The organism is Bradyrhizobium sp. UFLA05-89, from assembly GCF_059803475.1.
In genome coordinates this window covers 1-15,587 of sequence record NZ_JBANBA010000151.1, presented here as the reverse complement: position 1 = coordinate 15,587, position 15,587 = coordinate 1, and the positions used below count along the sequence as shown (strand labels likewise).

The 15,587-nt window shown below is 63.2% G+C and carries 18 protein-coding genes and 1 tRNA gene; 5 read left to right on the top strand and 14 right to left on the bottom strand.

Annotated features, from left to right (window positions below):
- Positions 1 to 185, bottom strand: a 185-nt coding sequence (locus SO139_RS41910; RefSeq protein WP_498541871.1) for a ClpX C4-type zinc finger protein, incomplete at its 3' end; no start/stop codon positions are given.
- Positions 186 to 361: 176 nt separating this feature from the next.
- Here SO139_RS41910 and SO139_RS41905 point away from each other — a divergent pair.
- Positions 362 to 574 (top strand): hypothetical protein, encoded by a 213-nt coding sequence (locus tag SO139_RS41905; protein WP_449384334.1) that lies wholly within the window; start codon positions 362 to 364, stop codon positions 572 to 574.
- Between the two features lie 57 nt (positions 575 to 631).
- Here the strand turns inward: SO139_RS41905 and SO139_RS41900 are convergent, their stop codons facing one another.
- The 3 genes from SO139_RS41900 to SO139_RS41890 form a co-directional block, all read right to left on the bottom strand.
- Positions 632 to 1,267 (bottom strand): ATP-dependent Clp protease proteolytic subunit, encoded by a 636-nt coding sequence (locus SO139_RS41900; RefSeq protein ID WP_449384333.1) that lies wholly within the window; start codon positions 1,265 to 1,267, stop codon positions 632 to 634.
- A gap of 253 nt (positions 1,268 to 1,520) precedes the next feature.
- Positions 1,521 to 2,882, bottom strand: coding sequence for a trigger factor (gene tig / locus SO139_RS41895; RefSeq protein WP_498541870.1), 1,362 nt, complete (start codon positions 2,880 to 2,882; stop codon positions 1,521 to 1,523).
- 179 nt (positions 2,883 to 3,061) lie between these two features.
- Positions 3,062 to 3,146, bottom strand: a tRNA-Leu gene (locus tag SO139_RS41890).
- Between the two features lie 156 nt (positions 3,147 to 3,302).
- On the opposite strand from SO139_RS41890, the gene SO139_RS41885 reads away from it, so the two are divergent.
- Complete coding sequence (locus tag SO139_RS41885) at positions 3,303 to 4,607, top strand: multicopper oxidase family protein (protein ID WP_498541872.1); 1,305 nt, start codon at positions 3,303 to 3,305, stop codon at positions 4,605 to 4,607.
- Positions 4,608 to 4,614: 7 nt separating this feature from the next.
- Here SO139_RS41885 and SO139_RS41880 read toward each other — a convergent pair whose 3' ends face one another.
- Together SO139_RS41880 and SO139_RS41875 are read right to left on the bottom strand one after the other, a co-directional pair.
- The gene (locus SO139_RS41880) at positions 4,615 to 5,052 is read right to left on the bottom strand and encodes a GNAT family N-acetyltransferase (RefSeq protein ID WP_449384331.1); all 438 of its coding nucleotides are present in this window, start codon (positions 5,050 to 5,052) and stop codon (positions 4,615 to 4,617) included.
- Positions 5,052 to 6,551 (bottom strand): NAD(P)H-hydrate dehydratase, encoded by a 1,500-nt coding sequence (locus SO139_RS41875; RefSeq protein ID WP_498541869.1) that lies wholly within the window; start codon positions 6,549 to 6,551, stop codon positions 5,052 to 5,054. Before SO139_RS41875 ends, SO139_RS41880 begins: the two co-directional genes overlap by 1 nt.
- A gap of 376 nt (positions 6,552 to 6,927) precedes the next feature.
- Here SO139_RS41875 and SO139_RS41870 point away from each other — a divergent pair, with 376 nt between their 5' ends.
- Together SO139_RS41870 and glnA are read left to right on the top strand one after the other, a co-directional pair.
- Positions 6,928 to 7,266 carry a P-II family nitrogen regulator gene (locus tag SO139_RS41870; RefSeq protein ID WP_007603495.1) on the top strand — a complete coding sequence of 113 codons (339 nt, stop codon included), beginning with the start codon at positions 6,928 to 6,930 and terminating at the stop codon, positions 7,264 to 7,266.
- Between the two features lie 152 nt (positions 7,267 to 7,418).
- Positions 7,419 to 8,828: a type I glutamate--ammonia ligase gene (glnA, locus tag SO139_RS41865; protein WP_449384329.1), complete on the top strand. Its 1,410-nt coding sequence runs from the start codon at positions 7,419 to 7,421 to the stop codon at positions 8,826 to 8,828.
- A 99-nt stretch (positions 8,829 to 8,927) separates the two neighbouring features.
- On the opposite strand, the gene SO139_RS41860 is transcribed toward glnA, so the two are convergent.
- Both SO139_RS41860 and SO139_RS41855 read right to left on the bottom strand, forming a co-directional pair.
- Complete coding sequence (locus SO139_RS41860) at positions 8,928 to 9,548, bottom strand: alpha/beta hydrolase (protein WP_498541868.1); 621 nt, start codon at positions 9,546 to 9,548, stop codon at positions 8,928 to 8,930.
- 47 nt (positions 9,549 to 9,595) lie between these two features.
- The gene (locus SO139_RS41855) at positions 9,596 to 10,369 is read right to left on the bottom strand and encodes a gamma-glutamyl-gamma-aminobutyrate hydrolase family protein (protein ID WP_449384601.1); all 774 of its coding nucleotides are present in this window, start codon (positions 10,367 to 10,369) and stop codon (positions 9,596 to 9,598) included.
- Positions 10,370 to 10,675: 306 nt separating this feature from the next.
- Here SO139_RS41855 and SO139_RS41850 point away from each other — a divergent pair, with 306 nt between their 5' ends.
- Entirely contained in the window at positions 10,676 to 11,812 is a 1,137-nt protein-coding gene (locus SO139_RS41850) for an AI-2E family transporter (protein ID WP_449384600.1), read from the top strand.
- Between the two features lie 6 nt (positions 11,813 to 11,818).
- Here SO139_RS41850 and SO139_RS41845 read toward each other — a convergent pair whose 3' ends face one another.
- From SO139_RS41845 to SO139_RS41820, 6 genes are all read right to left on the bottom strand, one after another.
- Positions 11,819 to 12,118, bottom strand: coding sequence for an antibiotic biosynthesis monooxygenase family protein (locus SO139_RS41845; protein WP_449384599.1), 300 nt, complete (start codon positions 12,116 to 12,118; stop codon positions 11,819 to 11,821).
- A gap of 117 nt (positions 12,119 to 12,235) precedes the next feature.
- The gene (locus tag SO139_RS41840) at positions 12,236 to 12,472 is read right to left on the bottom strand and encodes a hypothetical protein (RefSeq protein WP_449384598.1); all 237 of its coding nucleotides are present in this window, start codon (positions 12,470 to 12,472) and stop codon (positions 12,236 to 12,238) included.
- A 59-nt stretch (positions 12,473 to 12,531) separates the two neighbouring features.
- Positions 12,532 to 13,746 carry a GGDEF domain-containing protein gene (locus SO139_RS41835; protein ID WP_449384597.1) on the bottom strand — a complete coding sequence of 405 codons (1,215 nt, stop codon included), beginning with the start codon at positions 13,744 to 13,746 and terminating at the stop codon, positions 12,532 to 12,534.
- A 225-nt stretch (positions 13,747 to 13,971) separates the two neighbouring features.
- Complete coding sequence (rpsI, locus tag SO139_RS41830; protein ID WP_449384596.1) at positions 13,972 to 14,448, bottom strand: 30S ribosomal protein S9; 477 nt, start codon at positions 14,446 to 14,448, stop codon at positions 13,972 to 13,974.
- A gap of 1 nt (position 14,449) precedes the next feature.
- Positions 14,450 to 14,914 (bottom strand): 50S ribosomal protein L13, encoded by a 465-nt coding sequence (gene rplM, locus SO139_RS41825; protein WP_027522853.1) that lies wholly within the window; start codon positions 14,912 to 14,914, stop codon positions 14,450 to 14,452.
- Positions 14,915 to 15,071: 157 nt separating this feature from the next.
- A complete protein-coding gene (locus SO139_RS41820; protein ID WP_449384595.1) occupies positions 15,072 to 15,500 on the bottom strand; it encodes a PaaI family thioesterase in 429 nt (142 codons plus the stop codon).
- Between the last annotated feature and the right edge of the window lie 87 nt (positions 15,501 to 15,587).

Sequence of the window (15,587 nt, the reverse complement as noted above, 5' to 3'; positions counted from 1 at the left end):
CCGTCGCGCGACTTCACCAGCGAGGACTTGTTCTCCTCACGGATGATGTCCATGCAGAGCTCGACGCACTCGTCGCAAATGAAGACCGTGGGACCCGCGATCAGTTTGCGGACTTCGTGCTGGCTCTTGCCGCAGAACGAGCAATACAGCGTGTTCTTGGAGTCGCTCGTGCCGACCTTACTCATTCATGTCTCCGTCCGCGGTTCGATCCCGTCCGCTCGATCGCTCCATTCCGGCACGACAGCCGGTATAGTTCAAATAGAGCAAATTCCGTACCAAAAAAGACCCTACGCGTTACATCCCGTGCGAATCACGGTCACTCGATTCTCCCGCGATCTTAGCCCATCAGTCGTAGCCAACCATGCTGTCACCCGACTATCAAGAATTCGCTAATCGGGGGTCGCCGGCTACCCGTGACAATACCGTGATTTCACGTCTTGGCACGGGGGAAGTGATCGAAATCACCCGGGCGTTGCTGGATTACCACGAAAGAACCAGCACGAAAGCGGAACTTTCCGCCTGCCGCGAGGCGCAAAACTGCTTTTTTGCGCCGCACGACGCGCCATTAACGTGAAGGCCGCCCTGACGATCCCAGGTAATTCCGGGGATCGCCGTTACCATATCGGTAGTGCTACGGGCCTTTCGGCGGCGCCGGATCCTCGGCCCGCTTGTCGATCACCTTGTCGACGAGTCCGAATTCCTTGGCGTCGTTTGCCGTGAGGAACTTGTCGCGTTCCAGCGCATCCTCGATCGACTTGTAGGTCTGCCCGGTGTGCTTGACGTAGATCTCGTTGAGCCGCTTCTTCAGGTTCAGGATTTCCTGCGCGTGCAGCATGATGTCGGTGGCCTGCCCCTGGAAGCCACCGGAAGGCTGGTGCACCATGATGCGCGCGTTCGGCAACGAGAAGCGCATGTCCTTCTCGCCGGCGGCGAGCAACAGCGAGCCCATCGAGGCCGCCTGTCCCGTGCAGAGCGTGGAGACCGGCGGGCGGATGAACTGCATGGTGTCGTAGATCGCAAGGCCCGACGTCACCACGCCGCCCGGCGAGTTGATGTACATCGAGATTTCCTTTTTCGGATTCTCGGCTTCGAGGAACAGAAGCTGCGCGACGATCAGCGTCGACATGCCGTCCTCGACCGGTCCGGTCACGAAGATGATGCGCTCCTTCAACAGGCGCGAGAAGATGTCGTAGGCGCGCTCGCCACGGTTGGTCTGCTCGACCACCATGGGCACGAGGTTCATGTAGGTTTCAACCGGATCGCGCATGAGTCACCTAGGTTTTTAGAGGCGGACATCCTCGCGGCAAGACAGTCTTGGCTGGAATTGCCTAGCGCGGATGGACGTCCCGTGATGCAGGACTTGAGTAGGTAGCCACAGATATAGCCCAATTCGCTCCTGACAAGGCCAGCGCAAATCAAGACCCGTTGAAGCTGATTCGCGGAAACAGGCCCAGCCGGCCACCTGGCTAGCGCGCCCGCTTCCGCTGATCATCCTTAACGGAAGGCTTTCTTGCTAAGCCTTACGCAGCGGTCTTGTCCGCCTCGTCGTCCTTGTAGAGCTCCTCGCGCGAGACCTTCTTCTCGGTCACGTTGGCGAGCTCGAGGATGAAGTCGACCACCTTGTCCTCATAGATCGGCGCACGAAGCTGGGCCAGCGCGTTGGCATTGTTGCGGTAATAGTCCCACACTTCCTTCTCGCGGCCGGGCACCTGGCGCGCACGCTCGATCACCGCGCGACCGACCTCGTCGTCGGTCACGGTGATCTTGTTCTTCTCGCCGATCTCCGACAACACGAGACCGAGCCGCACGCGGCGGTCGGCGATCTTGCGATACTCGTCCCTCGCCTTCTCCTCGGTGGTGTCCTCGTCGGCAAAAGTCTTGCCGGCGGAGTCCATCTCGGCCTTGACCGAGTTCCACATCAGATTGAACTCCTCGTCGATCAGCGAGGGCGGCGCATCGAAGCGATGGGCCTCGTCGAGACGATCGAGCAGCGCGCGCTTGACGCGCTGACGCGTCGCGGTGGCGAACTCGGCCACCAGCCGCTCGCGCGCGGCTTCCTTCAGCTTGTCCAGCGATTCAAGGCCGAGCGACTTGGCAAACTCGTCGTCGATCTTGGTGTCCTGCGGCGCCTCGATCAGCGTCGCGGTGGTCTCGAACTCGGCGTCTTTCCCGGCGAGCTTGTCGCTCATGTAGTTCTTCGGGAACGACGCCTTCACAGTGCGGGTCTCGCCCACGCCGATGCCGATGAGCTGATCCTCGAAACCGGGGATGAAGGTGTTGGAGCCGATCTGGACCTGGATGCCCTCGCCGGTGCCGCCCTCGAACGCTTCGCCGTTGATGGTACCCTTGAAGTTGACGGTGACGCGATCGCCGGAGGCCGCCTTGGCGCCCTCACCCTTGTCGGCGTGGCTGCGGTTGTTGTCGGCGATGCGCTTGATGGCCTCGTCGACCTCGACATCGGTCACGTCGGCGACCGGTTTCTCGACCTGGAAGCTCTTGAAGTCGGCGAGCTGGATCGGCGGCACCACCTCGATCGCGACTGTGTAGGTCAGGTCGGACTTGCCCGAGAGCAATTCCTCGACCTCTTTCTGCTCGGTCGGCATGGTAATCTTCGGCTCGGTCGCAAGGCGGAAGCCGCGCTCCTGGAAGATCTGCGTGTTGGTGTCGCGAATGGTCTGGTCGATGGTCTCGGCCATCACCGAACGGCCGTAGACCTTCTTCAGGTGAGCAACCGGCACCTTGCCGGGACGGAAGCCGTTGAGGCGCACCTTGTCCTTGAGGTCGACGAGCTTGGCGTCGGCCTTGGCATCGAGATCAGACGCGGCAACGCTGATCTTGAACTCGTGCTTCAATCCTTCCGAGAGGGTCTCTGTGACCTGCATGGCGTCCAATCTTCTTCTCGCTTCGTCACGGCGCTTGCCGCCGCGACATTTGTCATCAATCGATCCGGCGCGCGGGCAAAACGCCTCTGCGCCGGTGGTTCATCGGACCTACCTCCACGGGACAAAACGTCCATGAGGAACGAGGCCCTTCAGTAATCCGTGCAAACGCTGAAAGCGCTTGGTGCGGGCGGAGGGACTCGAACCCCCACAACTTTCGTCACTGGAACCTAAATCCAGCGCGTCTACCAGTTCCGCCACGCCCGCGTGAATTTGCATCAAGACCGGCCGCGATGCCCGCGGGCGGCCGGGCTTATAGCATGTGCCCGCCTGTTCGCAGCAAAAAAATGGCCGTGTGGATGCCCCCTTGAGATAGGCGCGACGGCTGGACTTATCCAGCGCGGCGTGGTCCGCATCACCCTCATGACGAAGCAATTTTTTGCCCCGACCCGACGTGAGGTTTTGGCCGGCCTGGCGGCCTCGGCGGCGGGTCTGGCCGGGGGCGGAGCAACGCCACCGGCAGCTGTGCGGCTCACCCTCCAGGCACGACCTGCGACGCTGGCTTTGAGGCCGAGGCAGGCAGCTACACCAATCTGGGAGCTCGCAGCGCTAAATCCACCTGGTGCCGTCCATCTCAGGCGCGGTGACCGCTGCGAGGTGACCTTCCGCAACGATTTGCCTGTGCCAGTCGCACCAGTCTGGTACGGCCTCGATGGCGCGGCGGCTGCCGAGCCGCTGCTGGGCGGCGCTGCTGTTGCGCCGGGAACGACAGCAACATCAATGATTTCAATGCCTCACGCCGGGACGCTGCTGGCCGACCTCAGCCTGCTCGAGGAGGGCCTGAAGCAGCCTACACGGCCGCTCCCGATCATCGTCGACGAGGCCGACCGCGTCCTCGTGGATCGTGATGAGGTGCTGCTGATCGAGGAATGGCGCCTGCGGCCGGATGGGATCGCAATCGCCCCGGGCACCGATCCCAGAGAGACGACACCACTCTACACCCTCAACGGACGGACTTCATTCGAGCTCTCAGCATCCGGCAATCAGCGACTGCGGCTGCGCTTTATCAGCGGCTCCCAACGTACTGTTCTGGCAATCAAATTGGAAAACCACGAGGTCCGCGTGATGGCCCTGGACGGACAGCCTGCCGAGCCCTTCCCGGCTCGCAACGGGGCTCTGGTGCTCGCCCCAGGTGCGCGCGCGGACGCATTTGTGGATACGGCCGCATCGGCCTCATTCCTGCTGCATGACGGCAAGGAGGCGCGCCAGATCGGGACCCTCGCGATCACCGGCTGGTTCGAGCGACGCGCGCCGCTGCTGCCGCCACCGCCGCTCCCCTCGAATGACCTTCCCATCCAGCTCGATCTGAAAAACGCCCTGCGGTTCGATGTCGCGCTCGGCGCCCCTGATGCCGGTTGGACCCACGCAGCAAGCTCCTTCGCCTCATCCGCCCCAGCCTTTCGGGCCAAGGCCGGTCGTACTGTCGTGTTGGCCTTGAAGAACCCTGGGCCAGTCACCACCGCCTTTCACCTGCATGGCCATCATTTCCGCCTGCTCGACAGGCTCGACGACGGCTGGAAGCCATACTGGCTCGACACGCTCGCGATCGAGCCGGGCCAAACCCAGCGCGTCGCGTTCGCGGCGACATACCCTGGACGTTGGTTGATCGAGTCCGTCGCGACCGACTGGGCCGCACCGCGGCTCATCCGCTGGTACACGGTGGAGTGAGCAAGCCCTACGGGCGGCTCCAGACGTAGCGAGCGTCCGGTTCTTTCTCCTCATTCCTCGTCCCGTCGCTCTCCTCGACCAGCTCGAACCCACGGGCCTCGTAGAAGCGTCGAGCTCGAACGTTGCGTTGGAAGGTCCAGAGCTGCAGGTGTTCGAAGGCGCTCTTGGCGACGTCGAGCAGCGCGGTGCCGACGCCTCGCCCTTGCGCGTCGGGCAGCACGTAGAGTTGTTCGATCCAGTCGTCGCGGAAAGCCACGATTCCAACTAACGCGTCCCCGGCAAAGCATCCCCACAGACGGCACGCAGCGAAGACTCGCTCGCGATAGAACCAGCGGTCCTCATTGGGCGTGTGCAGCCCGACCAGCCACGGCATCGCATCGTCGAAGGCGATGCGATGGACCCGTGCGGCCGCATCCATATCGACCAGCGCGAGCTGTCTGAGCACTAGTACTTCACCCCCAGCGCATCATAAATCCGCCGGTGCACCGCCGGCAGCGTCTCGGTCAGGTCCTCCGCAATCAGGCCGGGGCCGGCCTCACCCGCCGCCTCACCATGCATCCACACGCCAATGCTCGCGGCCTCGAAGGCCGGCACGCCCTGCGCCAGGAGTCCCGCGATGATGCCTGAGAGCACGTCGCCGGCACCGGCCGTCGCGAGCCAGGGCGGCGCGTTGGCTGCGATCGTCGCACGACCATCGGGCGCGGCGATGGTGGTGTCCGGTCCCTTCAAAAGCACGACCGCGCCGCAGCGCTCAGCGGCGGCACGGACGCGCTCGAGCTTTGAGCGGCCGGGATGCTTGTTGCTGAGGTCGGAGAACAGGCGCGGAAACTCGCCCTCATGCGGCGTCAGCACGACATCGCTATCGCGCGACGACTTGATCGATTCAAACAGCCGCTCGGGGTTGGCGGCAAAGCTCGTCAGCGCATCCGCATCGAGCACCAAGTGTCGTTGCGACGAGAGCGCGGTGTGGACGAAGTCGCAGGTGCGCGTCCCCGTGCCGGTGCCCGGACCGATGATGCAGGTATTGTAGCGCTTGTCGGAGAGGAGCTCGCCGAACTCGATCGCAGTGTCGACCGGTCGGACCATCACCGCCGTCAACGCGCCGGCATTGATCGCGAGCGCATCGCGCGGGCTGGCCAAGGTTACGAGCCCAGCGCCGGCACGCAGCGCGCCGCGCGCGGCGAGACGTGCAGCGCCGGTTGCCGCCGCATCACCGGATACCGCGAGCACGTGGCCGCGCGCGTATTTGTGGCCGTCGATCCGCGGCACAGGAAATGTCGCCCCCCAAAAGTCCGGCTCGTTCTCGAACAGCTGCGGCTTGATCTCGTGAAGCACCTGATCGTCGATGCCGATGTCGGCGACACGTACGCGGCCGCAATGGATCCGGCCGGGCAACAGAAGATGCGCGGGCTTCTTGCGGAAGAAGGTGACGGTCTCGGTGGCGTTCACCGCAACGCCCATCTCGCTTGCACTGGTGCCGTTGATGCCACTCGGCAGATCGACGGCCAGCACCGGCGCGCCATTGGCGTTGATCGCCGCGATCATCTCACGCGCCTCGCCTTCGAGCGGGCGACTGAGACCGGCGCCGAACAACGCATCGATGATCAGCGCGGGCCTGCCGATCGCCTGCGGATTGAACGGCAAGAGCGGATGCTTCCAGCCGCGCGCGGCGGAGGCCGCATCGCCCTGGAGCTGGTCGCGCTCGCACATCAGGATGACGGAGACCTCGCGCCCTTGGGCTGCCAGCTCGGCTGCGGCGACAAAGCCGTCGCCGCCATTGTTGCCGGGGCCGGCCACCACCAGGATCGGCCCCTCCTCCGCCAGCGCGCTCGCGGCTTCGGCGACCGCTTGGCCGGCACTCAGCATCAGCTTGAAACCTGGCGTGCCGGCCGCGATGGTGAGCTGGTCGGCCCGCTGCATTTCAGCGTTGGTCAGTACTTCCATGCCATTTCCCTGGTACAAACGCCTTTTCAACAGGCAGTTTCCGTGCCGATCTCGGGCTGAAGTCCGCAATCTGCACACAGATTGAACTGTTTGCCTATTTCGTAGTCTTCGCTATTTTGGACTAGTTGGCCCACCTATCCGAGATGCTCGTTAAAAGGCTGATAAAGCTCCAAAAATCAGGGCATTTGCAACTTGGCATAGACCCTGCTTTTGAGGAAGCCGCATCGGTTCGTCGTGCTCACTGGCATTCATCAGGGTGTGGCCGGCCACCGCCCGGGCTGGTCAGGCAGCTTGGGACAGAAGACAACTCCGCGCGATGACAGAGCGCATCCTGACGAAGACGTTGCTATTTGATCGAAAGGCCGGGAGGCGCGCAGTGAAGAAAATCGAAGCCATCATCAAGCCATTCAAGCTCGACGAGGTGAAAGAGGCGCTTCAGGAAGTAGGCCTCCAAGGCATTACGGTCACCGAGGCCAAGGGTTTTGGCCGCCAGAAGGGCCACGCAGAACTTTACCGCGGCGCAGAATACATCGTGGACTTCCTGCCCAAGGTCAAAATCGAAATCGTGATCGGCGACGACCTGGTCGAGCGCGCGATCGACGCGATCCGCCGTGCGGCGCAGACCGGGCGCATCGGCGACGGCAAGATCTTCGTCTCCAACATCGAAGAAGCGATCCGCATCCGAACCGGCGAATCCGGGCTGGACGCTATCTGAGCCGGGTGCTATCCCGAATTTTGCGACACTCTACCTAAGAAAAAAGGCTGCCTTGGCGGCCTGACGTTGTTTGTGCACTCGCGCGCCTCAACAAGCGAGAACAACGTCGCTCGTAGTCCGGAAACCGACCCGCAGAGCCAAAAGGGGTATGCATGAAGACCGCCAAAGACGTCCTGAAAGCGATCAAGGATAACGACGTCAAATACGTCGACCTCCGTTTCACCGATCCGCGCGGCAAGTGGCAGCACGTGACCTTCGACGTCAGCATGATCGAGGAGGACACCTTCGCCGAAGGCCAGATGTTCGACGGCTCCTCGATCGCCGGCTGGAAGGCGATCAACGAGTCCGACATGTGCCTGATGCCCGACCCGGTCACCGCGACGATCGATCCGTTCTTCGCGGAGACCACCATGGTCATCGTCTGTGACGTGCTCGAGCCGACCACCGGCGAGCCCTACAACCGCGATCCGCGCGGCATCGCCAAGAAGGCCGAGGCGATGGTCAAGTCGATGGGCGTCGGCGATGCCGTTTACGTCGGCCCCGAGGCCGAGTTCTTCGTGTTCGATGACGTGCGCTATTCCGCGCAGCCCTACAACACCGGCTTCCGGCTCGACTCCGCGGAGTTCCCCACCAACTCCGACACCGAATATGAAGGCGGCAATCTCGGCCACCGCATCCGCACCAAGGCCGGCTACTTCCCGGTGCCGCCACAGGACTCCGTGCAGGACATGCGCTCGGAGATGCTTGGCGCCATGGCCAAGATGGGCGTGAAGGTCGAAAAGCATCACCACGAGGTCGCTTCCGCCCAGCACGAACTCGGCATGAAGTTCGATACGCTCACGCTGATGGCCGATCACCTGCAGATCTACAAATACTGCATCCACCAGGTCGCGCACATCTACGGCAAGACTGCCACTTTCATGCCGAAGCCGGTCTACGGCGACAACGGCTCGGGCATGCACGTGCACCAGTCGATCTGGAAGGACGGCAAGCCGGTGTTCGCGGGCAACAAGTACTCCGACCTGTCGGAGACCTGCCTGTCCTACATCGCCGGCATCATCAAGCACGCCAAGGCCATCAATGCCTTCACCAACCCGACCACCAACTCCTACAAGCGTCTGGTCCCGGGCTATGAAGCGCCGGTGCTGCTCGCCTACTCCGCGCGCAACCGCTCGGCCTCGTGCCGCATCCCCTACACCGCTTCGCCCAAAGCCAAGCGCGTCGAGGTGCGCTTCCCCGATCCGCTCGCCAACCCCTATCTCGGCTTCGCCGCGATGCTGATGGCCGGCCTCGACGGCGTAAAGAACAAGCTCGATCCGGGCCCGGCGATGGACAAGGACCTCTATGATCTTCCGAAGGAAGAGCTGAAGCAGATCCCGACGGTGTGCGGCTCGCTGCGTGAGGCGCTGGAAAATCTCGACAAGGACCGCGCCTTCCTGAAGGCCGGCGGCGTGTTCGACGACGACTTCATCGACAGCTACATCGAGCTGAAGATGACCGAGGTCGAGCGCTTCGAGATGACCCCGCACCCGGTTGAGTTCGAGATGTACTATTCGGGCTGATCCGTCCCGACCATGAGAAGCGAAAGGCGCTCCGAAAGGGGCGCCTTTTTTGTTCGCATAGTCGGCAGAATGGGCAGAGCCAAAGCTCCACCTGCGTGCTCACTCAGCGCGAAGAAATGGCCTCAGCCATTCGCGCGCCATCCGAATGTCATCCTCGATGATCGAATGGCCGGTTGGTAGCGAGTGGTGTGTCACCTCGGCGCCCATGCGCGCCAGACGCCTTGCCAGGCGGGCGCCATCTCCGGGCGAGCGGCGTTCGTCGTAGTGGCCGTCGATGATGAGAGCCGGCGTACCAGGAACGCGTGTAGCTGGATCAACAGCGAACGGAGACAGCGGTCTGAGAAGAACAGCACCGGAGAGAGAGCGGGGATGAAGCATGACTAGAGCAGCCGCCATGATTGCGCCGTTCGAAAAACCGACGGCAATCGGCGGCTTTGGAAACCGATAATCCATGCCGAATTGGTTCACTTCGTCCGCAAGCCGATCCGCTCGGGCAATGAGATCGCGTTCATCGATCGAGCGATCCTCGAACCGGCGAAAGAACGCAAAGCCACCTTCCCAAGGAAGGGCTCCACGAACCGCAACCGCCGTCGAGGCCGGCGCAAGCTGGCCGGCAAGTGGCACCATGTCCTGCTCGGTCCGACCAGAGCCATGAAGCAACAGCAGCGGGGTGTCGTAGACCCCGGCCCCCTTGATGAAGTAGTGATCATGCGAGGCCATTCACGGCTCCCCGATGGCAGAAGGGCCCCTCGCCGCGCGCTAACCGGCTACGCCGTCGCCCGCTGCCGCGCCACGAGCGCCTCGCCGAACGCCTGAAAGATCTTCCGGTTGATCGGATTGCGCTGCGGGTCGTATTCCGCGTGCCATTGCACGCCGAGCGCAAAAGTCGGGGCTTCCGCGATGCGGATCGCCTCGATGGTGCCGTCTTCGGCGACTCCTTCGATCAGTACGCGCTTGCCCGGCTCCAGAATGCCCTGGCCGTGCAGCGAATTGACCTTGATCTTTTCGCAGCCGAGGATTCTGGCGAAGGCGCCACCGGGGGTGAGATCGACCTCGTGGCGATCGGCGAACACGACGGTGGGATCAGGATGGATCTCGCCGTTCTCGAGCCTGGGCATACGATGGTTCATGCGGCCCGGTATTTCGCGGATCTCGGGATGCAGCGAGCCGCCGAAGGCGACGTTCATCTCCTGGAGGCCCCGGCAGATACCGAAAAGCGGAATGCCGCGGGCAACGCAGGCGACCGAGAGCGTCAGCGCGACCTCGTCGCGATGGATGTCGTAGGGCTCGTGCTTCTGGCAGGGATCGACGTTGAAGCGCGTGGGATGGACGTTGGCGCGGGCGCCGGTGAGCACGATGCCATCAACGCAATCGAGCAGCGCACCGATATCGGTGATGTCTGCCGAACCCGCAAACATCAGCGGCAAGCCGCCGGAAACCTCGGCCACGGCGCGCAAGTTTCGCTCGCCGACCATCTGGACCTGGAATCGATTTTCGACGCGATGGGAATTCCCGATTACGCCGACGACCGGCTTTTTCATCTCCCGTTCCGACCTCCCCGCCGAAGAAGATTCTCCAAACATGCCCGTCGGATGGAACAATTTCAACCGAAGGGATCGCGGGACGGCAATGCTATTTTCGCCTGAATGCCTCCGCTGGAAGCGCAGTTGAGGCCCAAACCGGCCCATCCGGGTCCGCGAGGCAGGATCTAAGGGGCTGTCAAAGGGGCCGTTCGCACGGGCGAGCCGAGATCGCGGACGCGTCAAACCGGCACGCGACCCCGGCTTGATCCGCAGCGGGATTTCGCGAAAGAGTGCCGTGCACGCCGGCCGCGCAAAGGAAACCATGTGACGATTCCCGCAGATGAACGATCCCGGACCCGCAACGATCTGGCCTGGGCGATCGCGGTCGGCGGCATTGGCATCGTGCTGTTTGCAGCAGGGCTGGTCTTCACCTGGTATTTCGCTGCAACGCTGCTGTTGATCTTCACGGGCATGCTGCTCGGCGTCGGCCTCAATGCGCTGACCAACGCGCTCGGGCGCCATGTCGGCCTGCCGCATCCGCTCCGGCTTGCAATCGTCTGCATGGTGCTTGCGGCGATGCTCGCGGGGGTGGCCTATCTCGGCGGCGCGACCATCGCCGAGCAGGCCTCCGCGCTCAGCAACACCATCAAGTCGCAGCTCGTTACCGTCAAAGCCTTCCTCGAGAGCCACGGCATCGACACCAGCTTCTTCGACATTGGCAACGCCTCCTCCGCGAACGCGACGCCGTCCGGCTCGGAAACGGCGCCTGGCGCGTCACCCCCACGCACCGGACTCCCCGGCGCCGGTGCGCTGGCCTCCAGCGGCGGGGCGATCGTGAGCCAGACCCTCAAGCTGCTGCTCGGCACGATCAGCGCCGTCGGCAACTTCTTCATCGTGCTGTTTCTGGGGCTTGCCTTCGCTGCGCAGCCCAGCGTCTATCACGACGGGCTCCTGTTCATCGCGCCGGCCAGGCATCGCCCGCGTGCCACCGTCATCATCGACGGTATCAGCGAGACGCTGGAGCGCTGGCTGATCGCGCAGATCATCGTCATGCTCGCGGTCGGCGTGGTGACCTGGATCGGACTTGCCGTCATCGGCATCCCCGGCTCGTTCATCCTGGGGATCCAGGCGGGTCTCTTGGCGTTCATCCCGACGGTCGGCGCCATCATCGCCGGCGTGATCGTGGTGCTGGCAAGCATCGCGTCAGGCTGGGTCGCGGCGCTCTCTGCCCTGATCCTGTTTCTCGGCGTCCATGCGATGGAGAGTTACGTGCTGACGCCGATCCTGCAGCGGCAGGCGCTCGATATTCCGCCCGCCACGCTGTTCGCGTTCCAGATCCTGCTCGGTGTCGTCTTCGGCATCTGGGGCCTGGCGCTCGCGCTCCCGCTGGTCGCCATCGCCAAGGTTTTGCTGGATCATTTCAAGAGCTATGAGGCGCCGGCGCAGACCGCGACGGTGTGAGACGGCTCAAGCCGTCGTCACCACCGTATTGGTGTGCTCGACCTCAGGCGGCGCGGCAAAGTACTGGCCGACGAGACCCCGCCATTCGGCAAAGTTCTCCGAGCCGCGGAAGTCGACGGTGTGGTTCTCCAGCGTCTCCCACTTCACCATCAACCGGTAGCGCTGCGGTTTCTCGATCGATTTGTGCAGCTCGAAGCCATGAAAGCCCTTGGAGCGGCCGAACGCGGCCTTGGCCTTGGCCACCGCCGCCTCGAAATCCTTCTCGCTGCCCGGCTTGACGTCGATTTGCGCGATCTCGGTGATCATCGTTTCCACCCTTCTTGTTTGACAGGGCGTGTCTAGCGCAGGCGGCTGAAAAGAAAAAGGCGCCGAAACGGCGCCTTCCGATCACCTTGGGGTCACAGCCGAACCGCACTGCTCTCTTCAGGCGAACAACAGGACTATGCCGACCACCGTCAGTGCGCAGGCGACAAAGAGTGTGATCGGTCGATGGTCGCGATTCTGCGCGTAGCGGCCCTGAGCGCGGCGCTCGGTGATCAGCGCCGTCTCGTATTCGTCCGATGTCGAGAAGATGCAGCCGAAGCCGCCGCGCGCAGATGCCGCGGCCGCTTCGAGCGACACAAGAGCCGCTTGTGAGGTCTGTTGACGGATCGTCTCCATGACCACGATGGTAGCGGTCGAATGGTAAACAGCGCCTTACCGCAAGCTCCCTTCGCGTCTCAGGCCGTCGCCGGTCGTGGCACCGGGAGCCGCGCGGCAGTCTGACGGCGCCAGTTCTCCAGCGACAGCGGCAGCTCTTCAGCGGCCTCGACGCGATTGCGGCCGCCTCGCTTGGCCTGGTAGAGCGCGGTGTCGGCGGCAGCCAGCAGCACCTCGAGCTCGGTGCCGGCCGGACCACCGGCAACGCCGATGCTGACGGTGGTGTCGACCGGGCCCTCGTCGACGACGATGCCCGATGTCTCGAACGCCTCGCGCACGCGCTCGGCGACCAGCACGCCCTCTTCCAGCGAGCACGGCAACAGCGCCGCGAACTCCTCGCCGCCGATCCGGCCCGACAGGTCGGAGATACGCAGATTGGTGGTCACGACGGTCGAGAAAAGCTTGAGCATCTCGTCGCCCGCGGGGTGACCGAAGCGGTCGTTGATCGACTTGAAGTGGTCGATGTCGAAGATCATGACGGTCACCGGCCGCCCCGCCTTGGCCTCGCGCTCGATGACGCGCGAGCAGGCTTCCGCAAAGCCGCGCCGATTGAACATGCCGGTCAGCGGGTCCATCGATGCAGCGGTCTTGTGTGCGGTCACCGTGCGCTCGGACACCAGCATGAAGATCACGAACACGGTGCCGACGGCGTAGAGGATGAGTTCGACCGCGAACACCGTGACCCAGATGCTGGTAGAGAAGTGCGGATCGTTCGGCCGCAGGAAGCCGCCGATCAGGATCGGCATCATCAGCACGCAGCCGTGCATGATCGGCACGGCGAAGACCGGCCAGCTTCGCTGCAGGCTCTTGCGTCGCTCGGACCATAGCTCGCCCGCGGTCAGCGCTGCGTAGACCGAGACGATGCCGGCGCCGATCAACATGCGCAGCGTCGCGGCAGCCGGATCGAGCAGCGTCACCGCGGCAGCCCAGCCGAGCGCACCGAACAGAAGTCCGGGCCAGTTCGGCTTGCGGCCGTGGAACACGCGCGCGGCGTTCCAGACCATGCCGCAGGCGACGAAGCCGACGGCGTTCAGCGCGAGATAGAGCTGCGCGCCAAGCTTGTCGCCGGCGGCCGTCCAAAGCGCGACGGAAGCCGCGCCAAGGAGATAGGCAGTACCCCACCATTTCAGCGCGGGACTTTTCTCTTGCCTGCCGAAGAACACCATCATGGCGCCGAGCAGTGCGGCTACCATCGTGGCAACCAGGTATAGCGTGATGCTATCGAGCGACATCATGTCAGCCCCCTTTAGAAACCAGCCAATACGCGATCAGCCCGATCGCGTGCCCTTCCAGCGGCAACGTTAGGTCTTGCCGGGTTCCATTCAGGTTTTCATGCAGACGCAACTTTTCGGGAAAACACCGGCTCAATTTGCATACAAACGAACAACAAAAGGGCGCCGAATTCGGCGCCCTTTTGCATTTCATTGAAGCCGCTTTCGCGACGAATTTTATCGAAGCGGTTAGCGCTTGGAGAACTGGAAGGACCGGCGGGCCTTTGCCTTGCCGTACTTCTTGCGCTCGACCACACGGGAGTCGCGGGTCAGGAAGCCGCCCTTCTTGAGCACGGTACGCAGCTCCGGCTCGAAATGCGTCAGCGCCTTCGAGATGCCGTGGCGGACTGCGCCGGCCTGGCCGGAGAGACCGCCGCCGGCGACGGTGCAGATCACGTCGTACTGGCCGGAACGCTGGGCCACGGAGAACGGCTGCTCGATCATCATGCGCAGCACGGGACGGGCGAAATAGACCTCGACCTCGCGCGAGTTGACCGTGACCTTGCCGGCGCCCGGCTTGATCCACACGCGGGCGACAGCGTCCTTGCGCTTGCCGGTGGCATAGGCGCGATTGAGCTTGTCGACCTTCTTCTCGTGCTTGGGCGCCTCGGGAGCGGCCGTCTTGAGCTGCGAGAGCTGGTCGAGCGACTGGATGGATTCGGCCATGTTATGCGGCCCTCGTGTTCTTGCGGTTCAACTTGGCGATGTCGATCTTTTCCGGGCTCTGCGCCTCGTGCGGATGATCGGCCCCGCCATAGACGCGGAGGTTGCCCATCTGGACGCGACCGAGCGGACCACGCGGGATCATGCGCTCGACGGCCTTCTCGAGCACGCGCTCGGGGTGACGGCCTTCGAGGATCTGGCGCGCGGTGCGCTCCTTGACATGGCCGACATAGCCGGTGTGCTTGTAGTAGGTCTTCTGCTCGCGCTTGCGACCGGTCAGCACCGCGTGCTGGGCGTTGATGATGATGACGTTGTCGCCGCAATCAACGTGCGGGGTGTAGGTCGGGAGGTGCTTGCCGCGCAGCCGCATGGCAACGATGGTGGCGAGGCGGCCGACGACCAGACCCTTGGCGTCGATCAGCACCCACTTCTTCGTCACCTCGGCGGGCTTTGCCGAAAAGGTTTTCATATCTGATTTCCGTGGACGGGGAGATGACGGCGCGAACGACGCGCCGGACTGCGCGGTTTCTAGAGAAGTGGCGCGCAGCGGTCAATGCCCGGCAAGAGAAATTAAGTAAGTAAAATCAGTATCTTAAAAATAAGGTGCTATATTACCTCGAAAAACCTCAAACATTTGGAATGGAATAGGTGGACGTGACATGGGCAATCGGATCCGGCGACGTGCCCGAGAGCAGATTGACCTCCCCGACCGCGAGGCGCTTGCCGAGCTTCAAAAGCCGGGCCTCTGCCAGCACATCCTGCCCCGGCTGACCCTTGCGCAGGAAGTTGATGTTGAGATTGGTGGTGACCGCGAGCCCGATCGGACCGATCGCAGACAGCAGCACCACGTACATGGCGAAATCGGCAAGCGCCATCAGCGTCGGCCCCGACACGGTTCCCCCGGGCCGCAGCATCCTTTCGCTATAGCGCTGGCGCAGCAGCGCTGTCTGTCCGTCGGCGCTCTCGATCGTGATGTCGTCGCCGCTGAAGGCCTGGGGAAACTCCTCGCGGAGAAACTGCTCGACCTCAGCCACGCTCATCTTCGCTAACGCCATGCCACCCCTCACCCTCGCTTCACGTTGCCAGTTACATTAAGTTATCTCCGTCATCCAACTGCAATATCCCAAGCGGAATCTTCAATG

What these genes read in the sequence shown, in the direction of transcription:
- rpsI (WP_449384596.1), bottom strand. Translation starts at nt 14,448, where the DNA reads ATGGCCGAATCCATCCAGTCGCTCGACCAGCTCTCGCAGCTCAAGACG.
- SO139_RS41855 (WP_449384601.1), bottom strand. Translation starts at nt 10,369, where the DNA reads ATGAAAAAGCCGGTCGTCGGCGTAATCGGGAATTCCCATCGCGTCGAA.
- SO139_RS41835 (WP_449384597.1), bottom strand. Translation starts at nt 13,746, where the DNA reads ATGATGTCGCTCGATAGCATCACGCTATACCTGGTTGCCACGATGGTA.
- SO139_RS41875 (WP_498541869.1), bottom strand. Translation starts at nt 6,551, where the DNA reads ATGGAAGTACTGACCAACGCTGAAATGCAGCGGGCCGACCAGCTCACC.
- SO139_RS41860 (WP_498541868.1), bottom strand. Translation starts at nt 9,548, where the DNA reads ATGGCCTCGCATGATCACTACTTCATCAAGGGGGCCGGGGTCTACGAC.
- SO139_RS41845 (WP_449384599.1), bottom strand. Translation starts at nt 12,118, where the DNA reads ATGATCACCGAGATCGCGCAAATCGACGTCAAGCCGGGCAGCGAGAAG.
- SO139_RS41840 (WP_449384598.1), bottom strand. Translation starts at nt 12,472, where the DNA reads ATGGAGACGATCCGTCAACAGACCTCACAAGCGGCTCTTGTGTCGCTC.
- rplM (WP_027522853.1), bottom strand. Translation starts at nt 14,914, where the DNA reads ATGAAAACCTTTTCGGCAAAGCCCGCCGAGGTGACGAAGAAGTGGGTG.
- SO139_RS41885 (WP_498541872.1), top strand. Translation starts at nt 3,303, where the DNA reads ATGACGAAGCAATTTTTTGCCCCGACCCGACGTGAGGTTTTGGCCGGC.
- SO139_RS41905 (WP_449384334.1), top strand. Translation starts at nt 362, where the DNA reads ATGCTGTCACCCGACTATCAAGAATTCGCTAATCGGGGGTCGCCGGCT.
- glnA (WP_449384329.1), top strand. Translation starts at nt 7,419, where the DNA reads ATGAAGACCGCCAAAGACGTCCTGAAAGCGATCAAGGATAACGACGTC.
- SO139_RS41820 (WP_449384595.1), bottom strand. Translation starts at nt 15,500, where the DNA reads ATGGCGTTAGCGAAGATGAGCGTGGCTGAGGTCGAGCAGTTTCTCCGC.
- SO139_RS41900 (WP_449384333.1), bottom strand. Translation starts at nt 1,267, where the DNA reads ATGCGCGATCCGGTTGAAACCTACATGAACCTCGTGCCCATGGTGGTC.
- tig (WP_498541870.1), bottom strand. Translation starts at nt 2,882, where the DNA reads ATGCAGGTCACAGAGACCCTCTCGGAAGGATTGAAGCACGAGTTCAAG.